This is a genomic window from Psychrobacillus insolitus, assembly GCF_003254155.1.
GTDB lineage: Bacteria > Bacillota > Bacilli > Bacillales_A > Planococcaceae > Psychrobacillus > Psychrobacillus insolitus.
The window spans coordinates 1-21,810 of the sequence record NZ_QKZI01000013.1; the positions used below are offsets into that span (position 1 = coordinate 1).

The 21,810-nt window shown below is 38.2% G+C and carries 21 protein-coding genes and 1 pseudogene; 13 read left to right on the top strand and 9 right to left on the bottom strand.

Annotation, left to right across the window (positions count from 1 at the left end; all coding sequences use genetic code 11):
- Window positions 1–125 precede the first annotated feature (125 nt).
- Window positions 126–485: a hypothetical protein gene (locus C7437_RS15640; protein WP_111440942.1), complete on the bottom strand. Its 360-nt coding sequence runs from the start codon at window positions 483–485 to the stop codon at window positions 126–128.
- 329 nt (window positions 486–814) lie between these two features.
- Window positions 815–958: pseudogene (locus C7437_RS17250) on the bottom strand (replication initiator protein A); the annotation flags it as partial.
- Window positions 959–1,318: 360 nt separating this feature from the next.
- On the opposite strand from C7437_RS17250, the gene C7437_RS15655 reads away from it, so the two are divergent.
- Complete coding sequence (locus tag C7437_RS15655; protein ID WP_111440944.1) at window positions 1,319–1,630, top strand: helix-turn-helix domain-containing protein; 312 nt, start codon at window positions 1,319–1,321, stop codon at window positions 1,628–1,630.
- Window positions 1,631–1,755: 125 nt separating this feature from the next.
- Here the strand turns inward: C7437_RS15655 and C7437_RS15660 are convergent, their stop codons facing one another.
- The 6 genes from C7437_RS15660 to C7437_RS15685 form a co-directional block, all read right to left on the bottom strand.
- Complete coding sequence (locus C7437_RS15660) at window positions 1,756–3,264, bottom strand: primase C-terminal domain-containing protein (protein WP_111440945.1); 1,509 nt, start codon at window positions 3,262–3,264, stop codon at window positions 1,756–1,758.
- Window positions 3,265–3,810: 546 nt separating this feature from the next.
- The gene (locus C7437_RS15665) at window positions 3,811–4,173 is read right to left on the bottom strand and encodes a DUF5388 domain-containing protein (protein WP_111440946.1); all 363 of its coding nucleotides are present in this window, start codon (window positions 4,171–4,173) and stop codon (window positions 3,811–3,813) included.
- Window positions 4,166–5,023, bottom strand: a complete 858-nt coding sequence (locus tag C7437_RS15670) for a ParA family protein (protein ID WP_111440947.1) — start codon at window positions 5,021–5,023, stop codon at window positions 4,166–4,168. The genes C7437_RS15665 and C7437_RS15670 overlap by 8 nt, the downstream gene beginning before the upstream one ends.
- Window positions 5,024–5,335: 312 nt before the next feature.
- The gene (locus C7437_RS15675; RefSeq protein ID WP_111440948.1) at window positions 5,336–5,737 is read right to left on the bottom strand and encodes a Fic family protein; all 402 of its coding nucleotides are present in this window, start codon (window positions 5,735–5,737) and stop codon (window positions 5,336–5,338) included.
- 22 nt (window positions 5,738–5,759) lie between these two features.
- Window positions 5,760–6,014 (bottom strand): hypothetical protein, encoded by a 255-nt coding sequence (locus tag C7437_RS15680; RefSeq protein WP_111440949.1) that lies wholly within the window; start codon window positions 6,012–6,014, stop codon window positions 5,760–5,762.
- Window positions 6,004–6,234, bottom strand: a complete 231-nt coding sequence (locus tag C7437_RS15685; RefSeq protein ID WP_111440950.1) for a hypothetical protein — start codon at window positions 6,232–6,234, stop codon at window positions 6,004–6,006. The genes C7437_RS15680 and C7437_RS15685 overlap by 11 nt, the downstream gene beginning before the upstream one ends.
- Window positions 6,235–6,478: 244 nt before the next feature.
- On the opposite strand from C7437_RS15685, the gene mobQ reads away from it, so the two are divergent.
- The 3 genes from mobQ to C7437_RS15700 are packed head-to-tail and all read left to right on the top strand — an operon-like array spanning window position 6,479 to window position 9,732.
- Window positions 6,479–8,539, top strand: a complete 2,061-nt coding sequence (mobQ, locus tag C7437_RS15690) for a MobQ family relaxase (RefSeq protein ID WP_111440951.1) — start codon at window positions 6,479–6,481, stop codon at window positions 8,537–8,539.
- A gap of 27 nt (window positions 8,540–8,566) precedes the next feature.
- Window positions 8,567–9,154: a type IV secretory system conjugative DNA transfer family protein gene (locus C7437_RS15695; RefSeq protein WP_111440952.1), complete on the top strand. Its 588-nt coding sequence runs from the start codon at window positions 8,567–8,569 to the stop codon at window positions 9,152–9,154.
- Window positions 9,151–9,732: a hypothetical protein gene (locus C7437_RS15700; protein ID WP_111440953.1), complete on the top strand. Its 582-nt coding sequence runs from the start codon at window positions 9,151–9,153 to the stop codon at window positions 9,730–9,732. The genes C7437_RS15695 and C7437_RS15700 overlap by 4 nt, the downstream gene beginning before the upstream one ends.
- A gap of 404 nt (window positions 9,733–10,136) precedes the next feature.
- On the opposite strand, the gene C7437_RS15705 is transcribed toward C7437_RS15700, so the two are convergent.
- Complete coding sequence (locus C7437_RS15705) at window positions 10,137–11,012, bottom strand: LysR family transcriptional regulator (RefSeq protein ID WP_170122395.1); 876 nt, start codon at window positions 11,010–11,012, stop codon at window positions 10,137–10,139.
- Between the two features lie 300 nt (window positions 11,013–11,312).
- Between C7437_RS15705 and C7437_RS15710 the strand changes: the two genes are divergently transcribed.
- The 9 genes from C7437_RS15710 to C7437_RS15750 all read left to right on the top strand — a co-directional run bounded on the left by C7437_RS15710 (window position 11,313) and on the right by C7437_RS15750 (window position 21,788).
- Window positions 11,313–13,388 (top strand): (Fe-S)-binding protein, encoded by a 2,076-nt coding sequence (locus C7437_RS15710; protein ID WP_111440955.1) that lies wholly within the window; start codon window positions 11,313–11,315, stop codon window positions 13,386–13,388.
- 66 nt (window positions 13,389–13,454) lie between these two features.
- Window positions 13,455–15,176, top strand: coding sequence for a thiamine pyrophosphate-requiring protein (locus C7437_RS15715; protein WP_111440956.1), 1,722 nt, complete (start codon window positions 13,455–13,457; stop codon window positions 15,174–15,176).
- A 58-nt stretch (window positions 15,177–15,234) separates the two neighbouring features.
- Window positions 15,235–16,227 carry a Bug family tripartite tricarboxylate transporter substrate binding protein gene (locus C7437_RS15720; RefSeq protein WP_111440957.1) on the top strand — a complete coding sequence of 331 codons (993 nt, stop codon included), beginning with the start codon at window positions 15,235–15,237 and terminating at the stop codon, window positions 16,225–16,227.
- Between the two features lie 87 nt (window positions 16,228–16,314).
- A complete protein-coding gene (locus C7437_RS15725) occupies window positions 16,315–16,767 on the top strand; it encodes a tripartite tricarboxylate transporter TctB family protein (RefSeq protein ID WP_170122396.1) in 453 nt (150 codons plus the stop codon).
- Between the two features lie 12 nt (window positions 16,768–16,779).
- Window positions 16,780–18,288, top strand: a complete 1,509-nt coding sequence (locus tag C7437_RS15730) for a tripartite tricarboxylate transporter permease (RefSeq protein ID WP_245909315.1) — start codon at window positions 16,780–16,782, stop codon at window positions 18,286–18,288.
- Window positions 18,289–18,329: 41 nt separating this feature from the next.
- Window positions 18,330–18,617, top strand: coding sequence for a hypothetical protein (locus tag C7437_RS17490; protein ID WP_425450575.1), 288 nt, complete (start codon window positions 18,330–18,332; stop codon window positions 18,615–18,617).
- A gap of 193 nt (window positions 18,618–18,810) precedes the next feature.
- Entirely contained in the window at window positions 18,811–19,578 is a 768-nt protein-coding gene (locus C7437_RS15740) for an electron transfer flavoprotein subunit beta/FixA family protein (RefSeq protein ID WP_111440960.1), read from the top strand.
- A gap of 38 nt (window positions 19,579–19,616) precedes the next feature.
- Window positions 19,617–20,588 (top strand): electron transfer flavoprotein subunit alpha/FixB family protein, encoded by a 972-nt coding sequence (locus C7437_RS15745; protein ID WP_111440961.1) that lies wholly within the window; start codon window positions 19,617–19,619, stop codon window positions 20,586–20,588.
- Between the two features lie 21 nt (window positions 20,589–20,609).
- The gene (locus C7437_RS15750) at window positions 20,610–21,788 is read left to right on the top strand and encodes a CaiB/BaiF CoA transferase family protein (RefSeq protein WP_111440962.1); all 1,179 of its coding nucleotides are present in this window, start codon (window positions 20,610–20,612) and stop codon (window positions 21,786–21,788) included.
- The last annotated feature ends 22 nt before the right edge of the window (window positions 21,789–21,810 follow it).

The following is a 21,810-nucleotide window of genomic DNA, read 5'->3' on the forward strand; positions in this document are numbered from 1 at the left end:
CATTTTTCCCTAGGTATTAAATACCCTTTTTATTTAGTCCATAAGTACTCATAAATATCGAATTCAAGGTATTCAAATAGTCAAACTATAAGTTAGACGTATAAGTTAAAAAGAGCTAAGAAGACTTATCCTCTTAGCTCTTTTAATAATTGTTCTCTTTCCCTTTTCATTTCCTCACTCAGCTCTTCCATTCTTTGGCTCTTGTTATCACGAAATTCTTTATGTTCTTCGAACCATTCAGGGACCATTTCTTCCTTCATATGCCCCTGTGATGCTTGTTGTTCTCTTATCCATTTCTGTTTATCTTCTACCGCTTTTGTTAACCTGGCTGATATATTTTTAATCTTTCCTTTAGTCTTTTCCAATGAATATTGAAGTGCACTAGCATATTGATAATCGGTTAATATTCCGGCATGCGCTTTAAAATGACGCTCGATATCTTTTACCTTAATCATGTCATCCATCAATCGCTCTTGATTTTCCATCATTACCTCTTTGAGCGAAGTAGGAATATCTAGTTTGGAAATATCCTGATGGATGGATACTACTTCAGTATTGTTAAAGTCAGTATCACTAAAGTCAGTATCATTAGTGTTAAAATTTTTAACTTCTGTTGGGGCTCTAAGGTTGAGGTCGAATTCTGTTCTAATTTAAATGATTTAAGATCTTCTATATCCGCTACAGGTTTCAATAAAAACAACCGATTATGTTTAGATAAGCCCATTCTTTTTTCCAGCAATAAATCACATTTTTGTAGTTCTTTTTTAATCTTAATGACCGTTGGTTTACTGCAATTTAAAATCTCACCCAATTGCTAGTTCCCAAACAAGAAAAAGATGCTGCCTTCTTCATCAAACCAATCATTTTTAATCGAAAGCTCTAAACGATCTTGTAATAATACGTATGCAATTTTAGCGTCATTGCTCATTTTTTTGTATACATCATTGCTAAAAAAGACTTTCGAAAGACGCTAAAATCTCTCTGCCACTTGATCTGCAATATTAAATGTATTCGTCAAAATGATTCTCCCCCCTTAAATTTATCCTAAAAATACAAAGGATAGCTATGTTACCTCTCCTGATAAGCAAGCTGTTATTAAGTATCCATGTTCACAAGCCCCTCAACCCGTGCTATACTGAACATAAATTCAATTCATTCTTTTCTTAACATATATTGGAATTTTGCCTATACATTTTAGATGCAAAATTCGCTTTAAATTATAGTAAAACCGAATATTTTAACTTATACGATAAAATTTAATTGCATTATACCATATTCACGTTCAAAAAGAATATATTCCAGAAAGGACTTTCCAACTATGACATCCAATCTAGAATTAGATATTTATCAAAAAATCGGAAAAGCCCTAAAAGATATACGTCTGGAAAAGAAATTAACTCTCCAACAAATCGAAAAGATGAGTGATCAATATGCAACCAGGATCTCAAAAGCAGAAAATGGAAAAGTAAACCTCTCCCTTGGTTGGATAATTCATTACTGTAACGTTCTCGATATCAATCCAGCTGAAGTATTTACTAGGGCTTTTGCAGATGACTTTAAATCCAAACAACTAGATCTGTTGTTTGATAAATTTGAAACATATAAATCCTCGCAAATACTTAAAGAGTAGTATCCATCAATGTAATGATGGATACTTTTTTAATTCAAAAAATGATCGATTGATGGATGCGAACATAATTATTACGAAAACAAATAAGGAACACGTATACAGATATGTAATGGCAGACTGGACAATTAAGAAGAATTCAATATAAATAGGTCATAGACCCTTGGTATAACAGTATTTTTCACCTTTTCTATTGTTTCTTGTAACAATTGTAGAGCAATAATATTATCTTTTTCCTCTGCCATCAGTTTTACAGAAGCATAATACGTTGCACGTTTCGTTTGATTATAATCAAGTGCACACTGAAGAAGCACAGAAACTGAAGTTAACCCAGTTTGTGCCCTGCAGCCTTTTCCGTGTGTTTTCATCATTATTTTTGTAGATTTCTTTACTACTTCATTAAAAGTGCTTCGTGAAATACCGATTTGTTCGCATAATTGGTTTTGTGTCGACCAAAAAACTGGAGTCGAACTACTTGTTTGTTCGTTGATAAAAGCTAAAATATCTGTTTCCCATTCATCATAATGACTACGTTTACGATCTTTTCTAGCTTTTTTGAACTTGTACCAGCCATTACTCGAACGGATGCTAACCTCTTTTCCACTCCCCCACTCTTCTAAGAGTTGTTGAATGTAAGTGGAATGAGGACCTTTAAATCGTCCTTTATAAGCGCTAACTATTATTTTCCTAACCTCAGAATGTTTAAGTGGTGCATAAAGCGACGAATTAACTTCATCTAGCAAGTTAAACGTTTCTCCTTCATCTTTTCCTGCACTGTAACAAGCAAGTGCTAACGTAAATAAAAGATTATCCCTTCCTATTTGTCCAGCTTGTCCTTTGACATGTCTTGCAGCCAGTAATTGCTGGAACCATTCTTCTTGCGTAACATCATGAATAGCTTTATGTTCATGAACCACAAACAAACTTCGCCCATGATCATCGTCTTGTCGTCTGGACCATTCGATTAAACTTCCAAAATCAAATGTCATTTCTTTTGAAAACCAACGAATATTTTCTATTTTAGGTATTCTAAAAAAGCCAAAGTCGTTGCAAGAAACATCTACGCCATGCAAAACTTTCGCTAAACTTTTTTTTATGTTCTCAGATATACGTTTGGCCACTTTTAATCCACGGAATTCATTTTTGTTCGAAATGAATAAGGGTTTGTCCAATACAAAATAAACTTGAAAACCTTTCGGTGTTTCCAAGATGAGTGTAGGAGCTCCGATACTTTGATCCAGCGCTGCAGTCAAAATTTCTGTAGAAGCCTGTTCTTTTGAATCAATATCAACAACAAATGTATTAATTTGTTGTAAATTCGTTTCCACATGCCCTTTTATGTATTTTTTATGCGCATTTGTATATGTGCCATAGTTAAAAACATTAGGTGTCCAATGAGAAAGTGTATCGCAGTCTTCTATCACGGATTCCTTTGACGATATAATATAACCTTTAACTCCTGGAGAAGAATGTAAATCTTCTTTCGAACGTGTCACAAAGACAATCCCTTTTTTACTTCGTACATTTGTCTTGTCTTCATTTAATCGGTTTGGTAAGGATGCGCGTGAACCGATTTTTTTATATTTCATTAATCCTTCGTGCAAAATTAAATCAAACAATAAACTTAAATCTTTCACTACGCATCTCCTTACTTTTTAATGAATTTCGAGTATTTATTAGAATCTCTCGAACTATTAACAATAGTATAGAAGATAAAAAAGCCTTATACAATAAGGGTTTAATCGTTTTTCGAAAGTCGTCTACATGTATACGAATATACATGTAGATTTGTATACATGTAGACAAATCTACATGTATACGAATATACATGTATACAAATCTACATGTAGATTTGTATACTAATCTACAAATCTACATGTATACGAGTATATTTGTATACAGATTGATATAACATTTTTTTAGCGAAAATTGCTGATATATAGCCATTTGTTTGTCTTTCACGTTCTAATTATCAACAAAGTTCTCGGGCAAATATACTTGGTTTTTATAGTTTTCCTCATCCGTATACATGTAGATTCGTATACATGTATACGGATATACATGTATACGAATCTACATGTATACGAATCTACATGTATACGAATCTACATGTATACATGTAGATTCGTATACAGCTTTCAAAAAAGGATGAGTTAGCCTCTGCTATCCCATCCTTTGGTGTTTTATTTCATTTTTTTCTTATAAAGTCCCAAAATAATCTCAAATTGCTTTCTTTCGTCTTTAGTTAATATATTCGTAAGATAGTCATTAATCAATAGATCAGTAACCTCATCTACATTTGGTGCAATACCTAATGTAACCAAAGCGTTTAGTTTACTTTTCGTCGTCATATTTACTCGAACAGTTGTTGATTTTTCAGCAACCAAATTACTAACAGTTGCTGTCTTAGGGGCCGGTGTAGTTACAGTTTCTGGTACATTCTCTTTAACAGTTTCGAGTTCTTTAATATTAAATGTATTTTTTGGAACGACCGTTTGGCTTCTTTGTATTTTTCCAGGCTGTTTTCTTCTAAGTAAATCAGACATCTACAACCTCTCCATTCTCATTCGGTGTGTGGGCTCCATTGACAGCTATGTCCAGGCGTTCAATAAACTCAGTAGCCACCTTGGTATAACTTCGAATGACATTTTTATCATGCATATCATTTTCCGTGATTCCAGTCATGTCAAAACGTTTTAATCTCTCCATTTGCTTAATAACATTCTTAAATATATTATAATCTCCAAAGATTTCTTTCGCTGTATCTAATGTTTGAATATCAACCGCAGCCCCATTTTTCCATAATACAGGGAGTATACCTAAAATATCTAAGTCTGCATCATAATCATCAATTAATGTCTGTAGATAAGTAGTAAATCCTTCAGCACCTTGTAAACTTCTTTCTTGTGTTTGTAATACCACAACTACAAAATCTGAAGCATATAAGGCAGAATCGGTAATAATGGATATGGTAGGAGGAACATCAATAAAAATGAAATCATAGTCATCTTTTAATGGTTCCAATAATGTTGAAAAGAACTGTACACGGTCAATTTCTTGAGGGAATTTCTTTTCCAGTAGCTTTGGATATTGTGCAAAGTCACTAAAACTAGGAAGTAAATATAAATTTTCTTTTATCTTGGTTACAATCGAAGTTAAATCCTCATCTTGAATAGCCGACATTAACGTTTTTTCATACGTTACAATATCATCCTCTATTGTTGCCTTTGTTCTTAAAAATAAACTCGTAGCATTGGCTTGAGGGTCTTGATCACTTAATAATACTTTATATCCGAGGTTTGCCAGACAATAGGCAATCATCGTACTATTAGTAGTTTTACCGGTACCACCTTTAAAATTTCCAAATGTAACAACTTGACATGAAGAGTGTCTCATAAAGCTTCCTCCTTAAATTGGCAAATTATGTTTTATACTTTTGTATACTTGTAGACATATAGAAGTAACTGATAATTAAAAGGTAACACTAGCAATATAAAATTGCAATGATATACTTCGATATTTATTGAATTTACTAGCCTTTTGAATGTTTTCGCAATATGTATACATGTATATGAATATACATACTCATTAAACATTGTGTACTAAGCAACGAGTCTTATAATTTACCCTAGACATAGCAACAATCAGTAGAACACATGAATAAACCCCTAATCCAAAGAAAGAACGCTAAAATCAGCGTTCTATTAATTAGTATATTTTTTCGATTTCTCTCGCCATACGGAAACGCCAAAGGCGGGCGTTTCCATCTATAAATGGATGAATCTTTACAAACTCTGCATGAACTTTAGCAGCCCGTTCTACCGGGTGCAAAGTAGACCATTCATTTTCAACCGTTTCCACAAAACGTTCCATTAGTTCTGGAACCACTACATGATCCGGTGGACGATGAGAAGCACCCCCAATTAAGACATTTTCTTTTCGGTACACACCAGCATTTTCATCTTGTATACCTTTTAAAACAAGTCGGTGAATTGATTTTATGGTCCAGTCAATTAACACATGATTTAATAAGGACTTCACTGAATGCACAGGTAAAGGACGAGCTTGATCTAATTTCTTTTTCTTTACGTCAATATCTTGAAAGTTCATGGACATTCGTCCTCCTATTCATTCAGCGGACTTTATTTTTCTTCACAAACTCTGAAAATGTCTGAAAAACTTTTTCCCTTTGTTCGATGGTGAAATCCTCCATTCCAAAATACTTCTCTGCAAGAGCTCCCGTTTCAATCAAGCGTTTTGTACGAGCTTTTCTATTTTCCCAACTTAATTTCCTTCTAGTTTCATTTTCCAATCGTTGCTTCTTTTGCTGCAACTGAGTTATCTTTTCTTTTAAGTCTTTTGATTCTTCCAGTGGATCATATTTCATTCGTACTCACTTCCTCAGAAACTACACTTTCCACACCATTTACTTGCGAAGACAATTTTTGTACCCACTTGATAGCTTCTTCTTCTGACTCCACATTCCAAAGCTTTAGTACTTCACGACCAATACCAATGTGCATTTGTTCCTCAATCTTTTTTTGTCTTTCTTTTAATTTTTCAATTTGTTGCTCAATCGTTAAAATCTTTTCTAGTTTGTTTGTCATGTTTTTCACTCCTTTTTATCTTATTTGTTTATATTTTAACTTATAGGATAATAATAATCACATTATTCTATAAATTCGTGATACAATAAGTCCGAGTACTGAAAGACGAGTGCCCATTTATACACCACTAAAAGTGGTGGCATGAGTTCTGTCCAAGGACAGAAAAATAATGGTCGCCTTCGGATATTAAAAAGAAAAAGAAATAAGACAAATAAAAAAAGTAAATAGAAGGGAGGGACTTAAGATGAGTTATTACATGCTGAGAGCGGATGTTATTAGTAAAAAAACACAATCCGTAGTAGCAAGTGCCAGCTACCGAAGTGGAGAGGCACTATATTCAGAACGAGATGAGGAAGTAAAAAACTTTCGAACTCGTGGAGTGGCACCAGAAACATTTATCTTAAGTCCCGACCATGCGCCAGAGTGGTCACAAGACCGAGAAAAACTATGGAATGAAGTAGAACGAAAAGAAAAAGCCTGGAACGCTCAATTAGCTCGTGAAATTTTAATCGCTTTACCACTTGATTTAAATCACGATCAGCAAAACGAATTGGTTCAAAGGTTTGTGCAATCTACTTTTGTTAATGAAGGAATGGTTGCAGACGTAGCTATTCACCGAGATAAAGAGCACAACCCACACGCCCATATCTTACTAACTGTTCGTCCGTTCCATGAAGATGGATCGTGGGGAGAGAAGAAGAGAAGAGAGTACGAAAGAGATGCACAGGGAGAAATAAAAAGAACACAAGACGGAAAAAAGATATTTCAAACAGTATCTTCAACCGATTGGAATAACCGAGAAACACTAGTAAAATGGCGACTTGTTTATGCAGATATGATGAATGATGCCTTTCTTGAAAATAATATCAACCAACGAGTATCTGCATTATCTTTTGAAAATCAAGGACTAGAAAAAATTGCAGAAATCAGGCTGGAACGAAACGAATATCAGTTTGTGAAACGCCTAGAAACCCAAGGAAAAGAAGCTACTACTTTTTATCACCAGCTCAATCAACAAATTAGAAAAACAAATGAACAGATCGCCAAACTAAATTCCAACATTGTATCCCTTGCTGCACATCAATCTACACGTTCGGTAGAGAAATTTCTCCATGAAGAAACAAGTCTAGTGATGAACCAACTGGAACCCAAATACCAAAAGAGTATTCATTTCTTACAAGGTCGTTTAAAGCAAGAATTAACTTTCCGTAATGTACGAGATCACTTGGATGGACTATACCGTTGGAAAGAAAGAACAACAGAAGCAAATGAAGCAAAAATGACCGTTACGCATTCATTACTAGATGCAGCCAACAAAGCATATCACGGACAAAACAACGAATTTCTTCTTTCTCAAGGGTTTACAATAAAGAGTTTTTACGAACAATTTATCCCTAGATTAGAAGCATATGAAGACGGAGAAAATGACCAAGAAAAATTGACTAAAACACAAGAAATGCTAATAGAGCACTCGGAAAAAGCTTACAACGCTTACTCTCTGATAACACATCGCACCTTCAATCAAATTTTCCCAGATATAGAAGAGGAATTTAAATGGAATGACCGGGTTCTTCTAAAAAAACAAGAGATGCTAGAATTGTTACAAAAAAATCAAGGAAAACAAATACTATATCCAGAAGAGTTAGAAGAGGTGCTATCCATTGCGGAAATCGATCAACTTCTAAAAAAGGGTGATTCCATAAGTGAATCGATCCGAATTCAATCTTTAACAAGGAATAAATTGGGTATAGAGAAAGATACGCTTATTAAAAATAGAGGGGAACCCGATCCAGTGTATCAGTTATCTATCAAACTCAATACGACGGTACAGCTGTTAAACCAATCTACACAAAAAGCGGACCTAATAAACGATCAATTAGGGCAATTAATACGTACCCGATTTGCGAACGAAAAAGAATCCTTATTAACCAAAATAGAAGAGGTACCACTCCAAGTTAAATTGGATATTTTACGGCATTATAAAGTAGAAGTAAGCAAAGGGTTTGTTCCTTCATTGAAATCCTGTATTTTGTTTTCTAAAGAACAGGAAAGCAATCGAAGTACAAAGTATCAAGCATATGAGAAGAATGAAACAAGTAGCTTTTTTAACCGTTTATCAAGTGCTCAAAAGGATATTTCACATTTCGTTGGTGGACGAGCATCGATTGAGTTGTTTGATCAACTTATCCATCAATCAAGTACTTCACATGCATCTAAACAAGAAGCACAAACATCATCAAGAGTACGCAAGAAAACAAAAGATAAACGAATCCGACAGCAGTTAGATTTAGAAGTAGATTTGTAAAGGGGAGGGAAAGAGTTAGCCCGCTCTATTTTATCCAACCATGACACTCTCTTATATTTACGCAGTAAAGACATGGAGACGATTAAATATTTCTCCCAGTTAGCAGGGGAGACCACCGCTAAAGTCCAAACAGGTAGTACCAGTCAGAGCGGGGGCTTTATGAGTGGGAAGTCGACTGCCAGTTCTAGTCTGTCGGAACAATATGTGAAGAGACCTTTAATAACGGAAGGGGACCTATCCAACATTTCAAAAGATACTAGCTATCTATTCGTCAGTGGAATGTTTCCAATGAAACTTGAAAAAGTTTGGCAATCTGAAGTGTTTGGAAATTATGTAGCGAAGTTTAGTAAGCATGAACAAATTTCAAATAATAATAGAATCTTAGACTCACAAACAGTTGCAACATTAGAAAAAGAAACACCACAATCTATTCCATCTTCTAGTTCCCATACAGTTACTCAAGTAATTGAAGAAGAGTGGAATCAAGCGGAACACTTGGGACTTGATTTCGATGAATTTGAACTGGAAATAACGGATATGGATGAGGAAATAGTTCTTGATGACAAAGAAGAAATTCAAAAAAGGTTAAAAGAAAAGGAAGTAACCATTTTGTGAAAGTCGAAGAAAGTACTCGAGATAACCACTTCATTTTACGTACGAATACGAATAGATTAATTCCTTTAAGTGATTTAGAAAACAAGTATCATGTCATCAACGTGCTGGAAAACAGAAATGAAATTAGAAAAGAATTCAAAAAAGTCGAAGATTTTATGAAAGTCACCAAAATAGAAGATGGTAAGTATGCTGTGACACTAGAAGGAGGAAAAACAACAGAACGAACATTTTTGAAGAAGTTAGAAGGGCAAAATTTTGTTCAGAAGACAGCAATTGCACAGTCTCTAAATACCGATCGATTCTTATCTATTACGAATGTAAAAGAAACAGGACACTTACATCAAATGAACGAAAAACTATTGAATGAACGTGTTGGTAAGTATGTGAAAGAGAGAAGTATAAAAGCAGAACACCAACATAACGTCACTATTGGGTGGCATTTGATGAAAAATCCGTTATTACAATCTAAAGAAGCACTTGAAAAAGATATACATTCACTCAATCCACATAATAGTCAAACCAAAGAATTAAAAGAGGCTGTTGCAACTAAAGGCAAAGAACAAGAACTAGAGAAATAGGAAAAGGTGATAAGGGATAAGCCCTTGTCGCCTTTTTCTATTACAAGTTTTCTCAATCCATTTTTAAAAAGGAGATCACTTCAACTTATTATTAGGTTTCTGCTATATCAGAGCTCCCATAACCGGTAGGGGGTACGATATGAAAACTGTTGATGTATCGAATGCGCAGCTACAACCCATTGATGCATGACTGGTTAGACTTTGCGCCGTACACGCTGCGGAAAACGCAAATTACGCATCTGCATAGAAAAAAGCGGACTTAGCTACAATTGCGAAACAATCGGGGCATAAGTCGCTTCAAACGATCACGTAGCATTATTTAGAAGTCGATAAGGTAAAACATTGGTATACAGTCTATGTATAACACGCACGTTTAACCGATGTAAACTGTCGTTAAAAACCATTTAAAACATTTCAATAAATAGCTGTGCCACTTTCGATAGTGGACGTTTTTTATCCCAAATGAGCGTCGTTTTATTATACAACGGGCAATCCTCGATTTCTATAATGCGAATATCTAATTTGTTCGCAAATAGCACCGATTTTGGGAGCACCGCAGCGCCCATTCCGGCATCGACAAACGAAAAGATAATGGCCGCATCGTGACATTCACAAACGATATTCGTTTTAATGCCTCGTTTATTACACAGATCAATGAAAGAACTATACATCCCGTACCGGTTTTCTCGAACGACCGTCACAAGCGGGATGTCTTCCAGCTCTTTCATCAAAATGGACGTGCGTGATGGCTCCCATTCCCACTGGTTTGGAATGAACAATACATAAGGCTCTACTTGCAATGTTTTTGATTCATAATCTAAGTAAAGATCTGAGGCAAAACGGACGATGGCTAATTCCACAAGTCGTTCCTCTAAAAACTTCACGACTTGATGCGGATGCCCGTCCAACACGCGAAATGTAATGAGTGGATAAGTACTACGGAATTGTTGAATTTTATCGGGCAAATAGTTCATCGCACATGATTTCGCTGTGCCGAGTGACAGCTGCCCGCGTAAGCCATCGCCAATTTCTTTTACTTCAATCAAGCTATCCTCTAGTTGATGGAGAATGCTTACGGCCCGTTGATAAAGCAAGGCGCCCGCCTCTGTTAAATCCACGCTGCGACTATTTCGGTAAAATAAAGTCGTTCCTAACTGTTCTTCAATTAATTTCAGTTGATGACTTAAAGGCGGTTGTGCCATATTCAATTTTTTAGCAGCACGTGTAATTTGTCCTTCATCAGCTATTGTGACAAAGTAACGGAGTTGCCGAATATCCATTTTCATTACCTACTTCCATATTTTTAATGTATTAGAAAGATATCAAAGAGATATTTGAAGTATATCATACCGGATGTTAAGATAAACGTAAAATATTTTCTGAATAATCTAACTAATTGGTTATTTAGGAAGAATATTGTAAATTAACAGAAAAAATGACAATTTGTAAAAGATTGAAATTTGTAAAAAATTGAAATTTGCAGTTTTCTGATGGGAGGTTACGTGGTGGGAAAATTAAATTCTATTCATCTTTAACGTCAGTAAACATAAGGGGTTGAAGATTAGGAAAGGAAGTTATCGATGTTATTATACGTAAATTTAGCAGCTACTTTAGCTGTGACAGCCTATGCGCTGTATTTATTTTTCCAAGTCGTATACAGTCGCTATTTATTTGTAAAGCTGGGGAAAAAATCGACTGATGCACCGAATCTTTCAGAACGCATTAATAGTTTGTTAGTGAATGGTTTTGGTCAAAAAAAATTATTTAAAGACAAGAAAAGCGGTGTCATGCACTTTATTTTGTTTTACACGTTTTTCATTCTTCAAATGGGTCTTTTAGAAATTATTATTAAAGGGTTTGTGACTGGTTTTGAATATCCACTTGGCGCTTTCCATAAATATTTCAGCTTCATGCAGGAATGGACAGTATTTCTTATGCTGTGCGCCGTATTATACGCCGGTTACCGTCGTTATGTAGAAAAATTAAAACGCTTACAATCGCAAAGAGATGTGAAAGCAGCGGTTGTTATTATCGCGTTAAGCGTCTTGACGACATCGATTTTATTAACGCTTGGTTTTGAATCCATTATGTTAGAGAGAGAACTAAACTTTGTGTATGCACCGTTCTCAAGCATTGTTGCGACAATCTTTGCGGGGCTTGGCACAACGTTCGTAACCGTATTGTTCTACATATTCTGGTGGGTGCACTTACTCACAGTACTTGGCTTTATGGTGTTCATGCCACAGTCCAAACAATCACATGAATTATTCGCGTTATTTAATTTGTTTTTCAAAAAAGTGGGCCCAGTTGGACGCTTACGAAAAGTGGATTTTGAAGATGAGGAAGCCGAGGAATTCGGCGTTGGGAAAATTGAAGATTTCACGCAACACCAATTAATTGATTTATATGCTTGCGCAGAATGTGGCCGCTGTACAAATATGTGTCCAGCTTCGGGTACAGGAAAGACGCTTTCACCAATGAATCTCATTGTAAAACTGCGTAACCATCTAACAGAAAAAGGGTCGTTAATTACCTCACGTACACCATGGGTACCAGCGTTTGTTTTTAGCGATACAAAAGCCGATCAATTTGCGCTACCAATGAGTGGCCCTGGTCAAGCAGAAATTGCGGCGACAATTGAAATGCCAAATCTAATCGGTGACGTCATTACCGAAGAGGAAATATGGGCGTGTACAACATGCCGTAACTGTGAAGACCAATGTCCTGTAATGAATGAGCATGTCGACAAAATTATTGACCTGCGCCGTTATTTAGTTATGACACAAGGTGAAATGCCAGTTGAAGCGACACGTTACTTTCAAAATATCGAAAGACAAGGGAATCCTTGGGGAACAAACCGTAATGAGCGCGTGAAATGGCGCGAAGGTATGGAAGAAATCATTAAAACAGTTGACGAAGTGGAAGAATTCGACGTGTTATTCTGGGTTGGTTCGATGGGCTCGTTTGATATTCGTAACCAAAAGATTGCCCGTTCGTTTACCCGTTTATTAGACAAAGCCGGTGTGAAATTTGCGATTTTAGGTAATCAAGAAGGGAACTCTGGAGATACGGCGCGCCGCATGGGGAACGAGTATTTATTCCAAGAGTTATGTATGCAAAATATTGAAACGTTCCAATCGTACAATGTACGTAAAATCGTGACAACGGACCCGCATGCGTTTAATACATTCAAAAACGAATATCCAGAATTTGGTTTAAAAGCAGAAGTGTTTCACCATACGCAACTGTTGGCGGATTTATTGCAAGAAGGCAAGCTAAAGCCGACGAAGAAAGTCGATGAAAAAATCGCGTACCATGATTCTTGCTACATCGGACGCTATAACGATATTTATGAGTCACCACGTGACATCTTACGTGCGATTCCAGGGATTGAAATTTTGGAGATGGAACGAAATCGTGAAAATTCGCTTTGCTGCGGTGCTGGTGGCGGAAGAATGTGGATGGAAGAGCGTGAAGGAACACGTATGAACATCGCTCGTACAGAAATGGCGCTGGAGACGAATCCAACGGTGATTGGAAGTAACTGTCCGTATTGTTTAACGATGATTTCCGATGGCACGAAGGCGAAAGAAGTCGAAGAACAAGTACAGACATTAGATATTGCAGAAATTATTGAAAAATCGATCGAATTTTAAGAAAGAGAAAGGAACATTCCTGTTAGAAACATTTTCGGGGACACATTTATAGAGGGAGAGGAATACATGCATAACAATTATACAGCCGCTGATGCGCTAATGGAAGCACTTCAGGAAGTAGGTATTTCGCATTTATTTTGTAACTTAGGAAGTGACCATCCGTCAATCATTGAGGCGTTGGCAAAGGCTAAGGAAGACGGACGGGCGTTGCCAAAGGCCATCATTTGTCCACATGAGAGTGTGGCGTTATCGGCAGCGCAAGGCTATGCAATGCTATCGGGACAAGCACAAGGTGTGATGATTCATACCGATGTCGGCACGCTAAATTTAGGGGGGGCGATTCATAACGCCTTCCGTGCGCGTGTACCCGTTTTCGTTTTTGCGGGGGAAACGCCGTTTACGATGAACGGAGAGCTTCCGGGAAGCCGAAATTCGTATGTGAACTATTTACAAAATGTTTATGACCAGCGTAGTATTTTACGCTCGTACGTGAAATGGGAAGGCGATATTCGCACAGGTAAGAATGTGAAACAACTCGTGTACCGAGCGATGCAAATGGCTAAAAGTGACCCTGCTGGTCCAGTTTATTTGACCGGCGCGCGCGAGGTTTTGGAGGAAAACGTGGATAGTCTACCAAATGCGTGGGAGAAGTGGTCATTGATTGAACAGACTACGTTACCTCAAACAGGTTTTGAAGAATTAGCTCATGCGTTAATCGAAGCGGAAAATCCGTTAGTGATTACGACGTATTTGGGCAGAAAGGTCGAAGCGGTTCAAGAATTGATTAAATTTTGTGAAAAGTTGGCAATTCCAGTTGTGGAGCAAATTCCGACGTATGTGAATTTCCCAAGAGATCATCCGCTACATGCGGGGTATGACCCGAATCCATCTATTCAACAAGCGGACATCATTGTAGCGATTGATACGGATGTACCGTGGCTGACAACACAAGTGCATCCAAAGGACGACTGTAACGTGTATTTCATTGATTTAGATCCGATTAAAGAGGAGATTCCGCTTTGGCATATACCGGCGATTAGAAATTACCGTGCGGATGCGTACGAAACGTTAAGACAATTAAATTCAGTGCTTGCGCAAAAAGAGCTGAATGAAGAGAAAATCCAACAACGCGCGCAGCGATTAGTGGCACAACATGAGGCGCAGCGCAAATCTTGGGCAGAAACGGAAGTAGCAAAAGGGGGGACGATTACACCGGAATGGCTGACAACTTGTTTACGAGATGTGGTAGATGATGAGACGATCATCTTAGATGAAACCATTACCAATACGATGACCGTATGTAAGCACTTACCACGTAACAAAGTTGGCACTTATTTCAGTAGTGGTGGCACATCATTGGGTTGGAATGGTGGCGCCGCTATAGGCATGAAAATGGCGAATCCGGCAAAAACGGTCGTAAGTTTAACCGGCGATGGGACATATTTCTTTAGTGTACCGGCTTCGGTTCACTGGATGTCACGTCGTTATGAAGCGCCGTTCTTAACTGTTATTTATAACAATCAGGGATGGAATGCGACGAAAATGAATTATCTGAAGCGCTATCCAGAAGGTACGGCGGAACAAACGGACCGTTATTGGGTCAACTTTGATCAATCATCGGATTTAGCAAAAGTGGCGGAAGCAACAGGTGGAGCTTATGCAGCAACGGTTACAGATCCAGACGAACTACCGAAAGTACTACAACAAGCGATGGAGGAAGTAAGAAGCGGACGATCGGCAGTAGTAGATGTACGCTTAGCGAAAATCTCCAATCAGAAAGACTATTAAGATGGGTGAAAGTGCTTGTTAAAACGTGTGAAAACAAAAAATGGGGGAATGTTGAAAAATGAAAAAACTAGTGATGTTAGCGATGGCGATGGTACTTCTTCTATTAGCGGCTTGTTCATCTGATGACTCAAAAGCAGCGGGCGCTGAGAAAGCCATTGAGTATCCAAAACAACCGATTGAACTGATCGTGCCGTTTGCTCCAGGGGGGTCAACAGATATTGGTGCGCGTATTTTGGAAAAACATTTATCAAAATATTTACCAGGTGCACAAGTTGTTGTTGTGAATAAACCAGGTGGTAGCGGAACGATTGCTATGTCAGACTTATATAATTCAAAACCAGATGGCTATACGCTTTCATTAGCAACACACCGTGCGACAGCGATGCAGCCGCTTTATGGAAAAGTGAAATACGGACATGATAGTTTCCAGCCGATTGCGAAAGTATTTGGCAATCAGCAAGTTCTAGTAGTCCGAGGCGATTCACAATGGAAAACATTTGATGAATGGTTAAAATATGTTAAGGCAAATCCAGATGAATTTACATTTGCTGTATCGGGTGGAATTGGCTCAGGGTCACATTTACCAATGGCTGAGTTAGAAAAGCTTGCGGGCATCAAAGTAAAGCCGGTGCCATTTGAAGGAACACCACCAGCTATTACAGCGCTTTTAGGTGGCCATATTCAGGGTGCTGTGTTACAGCCAAGTGACGTGAAAGAAATGATCGAGTCGGGCGAGCTTCGTGCGATTTTCAATGCAGCGAGCGTACCAGTTCCGTACTTCCCAGAGGTTCCACTGTTAATCGACAAAGGGTATGACATCGCGTACGACAGTAATACATCACTTCTTGCACCAAAAGGTGTGCCACAAGAGATTGTAGAAATGTTACAAGAAGCGGTTAAGAAAACAATGGAAGATCCTGAAGTAATTGCAGAATTTGAAAAAGTAAATCTTCAAATTCAACTAGGGGATGCAGCTGTTGTTCAGAAAGAGCTTGATGAAGAAAACGCAAAATCAAAAGTGATTCTGAAAGAGCTTGGATTAATCGAATAAAAACGTCTTTAAAATGGGCATTTGGGAGCTATTCTACAAATGCCCTTCTATATCCAGTTTTAGTGATGAAAGGGGATGAAATCTAATATGAATAGTGTGAAACCAAGTGTTTGGGCAGGGATTATCATTTTGTGTTTGGGGATTGTGTCATTATTAATGTCTTTACAATATACTTACTCGGGCATGGTGGGGCCTGGACCCGGCTTTTTCCCTGTTTGGTTAAGTGGGATTATCATTGTGCTAGCGATTTGGTATATTCTCGAAAGTATTAAAGGGAAAAATGTCAGTGCACAAGACTGGCCAACGGGGCAATCGTTAAAACAAATTTTATTTATCATTATGAGTTTGATTAGCTATTTTATTTTGTTCCTTTTAGTGGGATTCTTATTGGCAGCGATTATCTTTTTAGCCATTTTATTTTACAGAGAATATAAATGGTATGTCACAGTATCATTATCTGTTGGAATTACACTTTTTATCTACGTGATGTTTAATACTGTTTTAAAGGTGCACTTACCTTCAGGTGGAATTCTATTTTAGGAGGACAAGTCAATGATGGATTCATTCTTTTTACTGTTACAAGGATTTGAAACGGCTTTAACGTGGCAAAATATTCTTTTCTGCTTTGTTGGGGTTATGTTAGGGATGATTATTGGCGTACTGCCAGGTCTTGGCCCGGTTTCGGGAACAGCCTTACTCATTCCCATTACATTCGGGATGGAGCCAGTAACCGCAATTATCATGCTTTCAGGGATTTTCTACGGTTCGATGTACGGTGGGACAATCACATCGGTATTAGTAAATGTACCGGGTGAAGCAGCGTCAGTAATTACATGTATTGACGGCTATGAAATGACGAAGCAAGGGCGTGCTGGGGCAGCGCTTGGGGTATCAGCGATCGGTTCATTCATCGGTGGTATCGTCGCGGTGGTAGCGCTTACATTTTTAGGGCCACTGCTTTCTGGTGTTGCGTTGAAGTTTGGGCCGCCCGAGTTCTTTGCGATTATGATGCTCGGGATGTTGATGATTGTCGCGTTGATGGGTAAATCGTTAGTTCGCGGATTAATTGCGGCGTTTGTCGGCTTATTATTATCGATGATTGGACAAGACTTAGTTTCAGGGGAATATCGTTTTACATTTAACTCGATGGAACTAATGGATGGAATTGATTTTGCTGTAATGGCGATGGGTTTATTCGGTATTTCTGAGATTTTATTAAATGCTGAAAATCCGACGAAAATAAAGAATGCAGGGAAAGTGAAGGGTCTTTTACCTAGAAGAGATGAGTGGGGGGCTACGTCGAAAGCTATAGGACGAGGAACAGGGATCGGAATGCTTCTTGGTGTGATTCCAGGAGCAAATTCGATTATCGCATCAACTTTTTCTTATATATTAGAAAAAAAGGTTGCGAAAGATCCATCTCGTTTTGGTAAAGGAGCGATTGAAGGGGTAGCGGGCCCTGAAACAGCGAACAATGCGCATAGTGGTGCAGCGTTAATTCCTTTATTATCTTTAGGTCTACCGAGTTCGCCGACAATGGCGGTTATTTTAGGGGCATTTATTATGCATGGTTTAACACCAGGCCCTGCCCTATTTACGAAAAACCCTGACTTTGTATGGGGATTAATTGCTAGTATGTTTATCGGGAATCTGATGCTGTTAATTTTAAACTTACCATTAGTAGGTACGTGGGCAAAAATTGCGATGATTCCGTACAAATTATTATTCCCAATTATTTTAATGGTTATTTTAGTGGGCACATATAGTCTAAATGGTAGTGTGTGGGATGTTGCGATGATGTTATTCTTTGGTCTTGTTGGTTATGTGCTGAAAAAATTAGACATTCCAATGTCTGCAATGATTGTCACGTTCATTTTAGGCTCACAATTAGAATCGTCGTTATTACAATCATTATCGATTTCTACAGAAGGATTTATGATCTTCTTCACACGTCCAATTTCAGCGGTTATTATGTTTATTGCCATTACAGTATTTGCACTGAGCATATACAGTGGAATCAAAAATAAACGTGGTCAATTAGCAGCTGATGTTGAAATGTAATTCAGTTTCCGAATAACTCTGAATTTGGTTTAGGTTCTTCGATTTGGTCGTCTAATTTCAATCGTACTTTAGACATCGCCAAACAAATAGAAGCAGGGATGGCATTCATTAGTGGTCACGGTCAAACCACATTAGTACATATCCCGTTTGGTGACTCATCGCCATCTCCATTTCGGGGCATCTACAAGTTGGTTAAAAAAATTCGTTTATTTCACATGAACTTCTCCAATTTGGAGAAGTTTTTTTATCTTAAAATATTTTTTGTCTATATGATTCGCCGTCGTCATCTCGGGGGATGTCGGCACATTTTATGCCTGCAAATCGCATGAAATGAAGAATCATTACAAGAATGAGGAGATACTGCCGGTATATAGAGGCCGTCGTGTTGATCCATATTTAAATCGTATAGTAAGGGTATCATACAGATATTAGTAATATATTAAAATTCATGATAAATTTAAAAAACAGAATATTCGAACTTATAAAGTTCGGTAGACAATAATCCACTTTTAGGAGGTTCTTATGAAAATTTTGGTATTACTTAAGCAAACATTTGATACAGAAGAAGAAATTGTACTCGTTAATGGGCAATTAAATGAAAACGGTGTCAAATTCGTGATTAATCCTTATGATGAGTACGCTCTAGAAGAAGCTATTGCCATTAAAGAAAAATTTGGTGGAGAAGTAACGGCTGTTACGGTTGGTCCTGCACGTGCGGAGGCAGCGCTTCGTACGGCTTTAGCAGTTGGCGTTGATAAAGCAATCATTGTGGACGATGAGTCACTTTTCGGTGATGAGTATACGATTTCGAAAGTGTTAGCCTCAGTAGCAAAGCTAGATACGTATGATCTGATTCTTGGTGGGCATATGGCGGTTGATGACGGGGCAGCTCAAGTGGGCCCACGCTTAGCGGAAGAGTTAGCGATTCCACATATTTCAACGATTACGAATTTAGAAATTGTAGATGGGAAAGTAAAAGTAGAAAAAGACGTAGAAGGCGATACAGAAGTTATCGAAGTCGCAATGCCTGTATTAGTCACTGCGCAACAAGGATTAAATGAACCTCGCTATCCTACACTTCCGGGAATTATGAAGGCAAAGAAAAAAACGATCGAACGACTTACAGCAGCAGATTTAAACGTAAATGTTGGAGAAATTCTTTCAAAAACAGAAGTATTAGAACAATATTTACCACCGAAAAAAGTAGCTGGGAAAGTACTTGCAGGTGAGTTAAATCAGCAAACTTCAGAGTTAGTAGAATTGCTGCGTAATGAAGCGAAAGTAGTGTAATGGACCGCTTTTGAGCATTCAGGAAGGGGAAGATAAGAATGAGTAAAAACGTATTAGTTGTTGTCGAAAGACGAGACGGAATTTTAAGAAATGTCTCATTTGAAGTACTTACTGCCGCACAACAAATGACAAACGGCGGGGAAGTCATCGCAGTTGTATTCGGACAAGGGAATCAAGACGAGGCACAGCAATTAGCACAGCATGGTGCAGATAAAGTGTACATCGCCACGAACGAAGAGCTAAATGCCTATTCAACAGACGCTTTTTCGCAAGCGCTTACAGAAGTTGTACAGACGGTTAAACCAGATGTAATCCTCGTTGGTCATACAGCGATGGGGCGTGATTTAGCACCGCGTGTAGCAGCTCGTCTAGGGCTTGGCTTAATTTCCGACTGTACAGGTGTAGAAGTAAACGGAGAAGAAATCGTCTTTATTCGCCCGGTTTATGCAGGGAAGCTATTCCAAAAGAAAAAAGTAAAAGAGGGGATTATTTTCGCGTCGATTCGCCCGAACAATATCGTAAAAGGTGAACCGAATGCACAGCGTACGGCAAACGTCATTGAGACGCAAGTAACGATTACGGATATTCGCACCATTATTAAAGATGTTGTGAAAAAGACAACAGGTAAGTTGGATTTAACAGAGGCCAAAATTATTGTTTCAGGTGGCCGTGGTGTGAAAAGTGCAGAAGGCTTCAATCAGTTGTATGAATTAGCAGAAGTGTTAGGTGCAGCAGTTGGTGCCTCTCGTGCAGCGTGTGACGCAGGCTATTGTGATTATGCTATGCAAGTAGGACAAACAGGTAAAGTGGTAACGCCTGATTTATATATCGCATGCGGAATCTCAGGTGCTGTACAACACTTAGCGGGGATGTCGAACTCAAAAATTATCGTAGCAATTAATAAAGATCCAGAAGCACCGATTTTCCGAGTGGCAGATTACAGCATTGTAGGAGATTTATTTGAAGTAGTTCCATTATTAATTGAGGAATTTAAAAAAGTTCCAGTCTGAAAAAAGGGAGAGATCTAAAATATGACTAACATTCTTTCGGGCCTTACCGTAATTGATATTACGCAAAACGTAGCAGGTCCATTTTGTTCACAAATATTAGGAGATTTAGGGGCGACCGTTATTAAAATTGAACGCCCAGTTCACGGTGACGATACAAGGCACTGGCACCCGCCATTATGGGGCGAGGAATCTTCTACGTTCTTAGCATTAAATCGGAATAAAAAAAGTGTTTGTGTGGATTTGAATGATCCAAAAGGACAAGAAATTATTCATCAATTATGTAAGACAGCAGATATCTTTATCCATAGTTTAAAGCCGGGGAGTGAAGACTCACGCGGACTTAGCTATGAGCAGTTATCAGCAATTAATCCCGCATTAATCCACGCGTCGATTAGCGCGTTTGGCGATAAAGGAAAAATGAAAAATAAACCAGGTTATGACCCACTCATCCAAGCTTACAGCGGCATCATGAGCTTAACGGGGAATGAAGGCGATGATCCAGCCCGCGTTGGCGTATCGATTGTCGATATGGGAACAGGGATGTGGTGTCTGATCGGCATTTTAACCGCTCTTCATCAACGAAATGAAACGGGCAAAGGAAGTAAAGTAGCGAGCAGCTTATTAGAAACTGGCGTTTCATGGGTATCATTACAGCTTTCTACATATATGGCTTCTGGCAATTTACCGAAGAAGATGGGCACAGGTATGGCGACTACTGTACCGTATCAAGCATTTAAAACGAAAGGTGACCAATGGGCGATTATCGCCGCTGGGAACAACCGCTTATTTAAAAGTTTATGTACAGCGCTTGAAATGCCAGAACTGGTGGAAGATCCACGCTTTGAGTCCAACTCGGTTCGGGTGCAACACCGCGAAGAGCTTCAGCAGTTGATTGAAGAACGTACGACACAATATGAGTTAGATGACCTGGTGAACTTAATGGAACAATACAATGTACCAAGTTCTCCAATTAATACAATAGACCGTGTACTTCGCGATGAACAAGTGAATGCACTTGACATGATTAAAGCAGTGGACGGCTTCAGAGTGTCTGATTTCAGAATGGTCGATCTGCCATTCCGTATCAACGAAGAACGCAGTCATTTGCAATCGCTTCCACCATTACTTGGGGAGCACACAGAAGAAATTTTAGCTTCATTAAATTCTACAGAAGAACAATATAAAAGTTTAAAAGTATGAGTATTGTCGGTTAGGAGGTAAG

Excerpts from the sequence above, each read along its gene's own strand:
- C7437_RS15740 (WP_111440960.1), top strand. The coding sequence starts at position 18,811 with ATGAAAATTTTGGTATTACTTAAGCAAACATTTGATACAGAAGAAGAA.
- C7437_RS15750 (WP_111440962.1), top strand. The coding sequence starts at position 20,610 with ATGACTAACATTCTTTCGGGCCTTACCGTAATTGATATTACGCAAAAC.
- C7437_RS15655 (WP_111440944.1), top strand. The coding sequence starts at position 1,319 with ATGACATCCAATCTAGAATTAGATATTTATCAAAAAATCGGAAAAGCC.
- C7437_RS15685 (WP_111440950.1), bottom strand. The coding sequence starts at position 6,234 with ATGACAAACAAACTAGAAAAGATTTTAACGATTGAGCAACAAATTGAA.
- C7437_RS15670 (WP_111440947.1), bottom strand. The coding sequence starts at position 5,023 with ATGAGACACTCTTCATGTCAAGTTGTTACATTTGGAAATTTTAAAGGT.
- C7437_RS15675 (WP_111440948.1), bottom strand. The coding sequence starts at position 5,737 with ATGAACTTTCAAGATATTGACGTAAAGAAAAAGAAATTAGATCAAGCT.
- C7437_RS15665 (WP_111440946.1), bottom strand. The coding sequence starts at position 4,173 with ATGTCTGATTTACTTAGAAGAAAACAGCCTGGAAAAATACAAAGAAGC.
- C7437_RS15720 (WP_111440957.1), top strand. The coding sequence starts at position 15,235 with ATGAAAAAACTAGTGATGTTAGCGATGGCGATGGTACTTCTTCTATTA.
- C7437_RS15705 (WP_170122395.1), bottom strand. The coding sequence starts at position 11,012 with ATGGATATTCGGCAACTCCGTTACTTTGTCACAATAGCTGATGAAGGA.
- C7437_RS15680 (WP_111440949.1), bottom strand. The coding sequence starts at position 6,014 with ATGAAATATGATCCACTGGAAGAATCAAAAGACTTAAAAGAAAAGATA.
- C7437_RS15725 (WP_170122396.1), top strand. The coding sequence starts at position 16,315 with ATGAATAGTGTGAAACCAAGTGTTTGGGCAGGGATTATCATTTTGTGT.
- C7437_RS15745 (WP_111440961.1), top strand. The coding sequence starts at position 19,617 with ATGAGTAAAAACGTATTAGTTGTTGTCGAAAGACGAGACGGAATTTTA.
- C7437_RS15715 (WP_111440956.1), top strand. The coding sequence starts at position 13,455 with ATGCATAACAATTATACAGCCGCTGATGCGCTAATGGAAGCACTTCAG.
- C7437_RS15730 (WP_245909315.1), top strand. The coding sequence starts at position 16,780 with ATGATGGATTCATTCTTTTTACTGTTACAAGGATTTGAAACGGCTTTA.
- C7437_RS15640 (WP_111440942.1), bottom strand. The coding sequence starts at position 485 with ATGGAAAATCAAGAGCGATTGATGGATGACATGATTAAGGTAAAAGAT.
- mobQ (WP_111440951.1), top strand. The coding sequence starts at position 6,479 with ATGAGTTATTACATGCTGAGAGCGGATGTTATTAGTAAAAAAACACAA.
- C7437_RS15710 (WP_111440955.1), top strand. The coding sequence starts at position 11,313 with ATGTTATTATACGTAAATTTAGCAGCTACTTTAGCTGTGACAGCCTAT.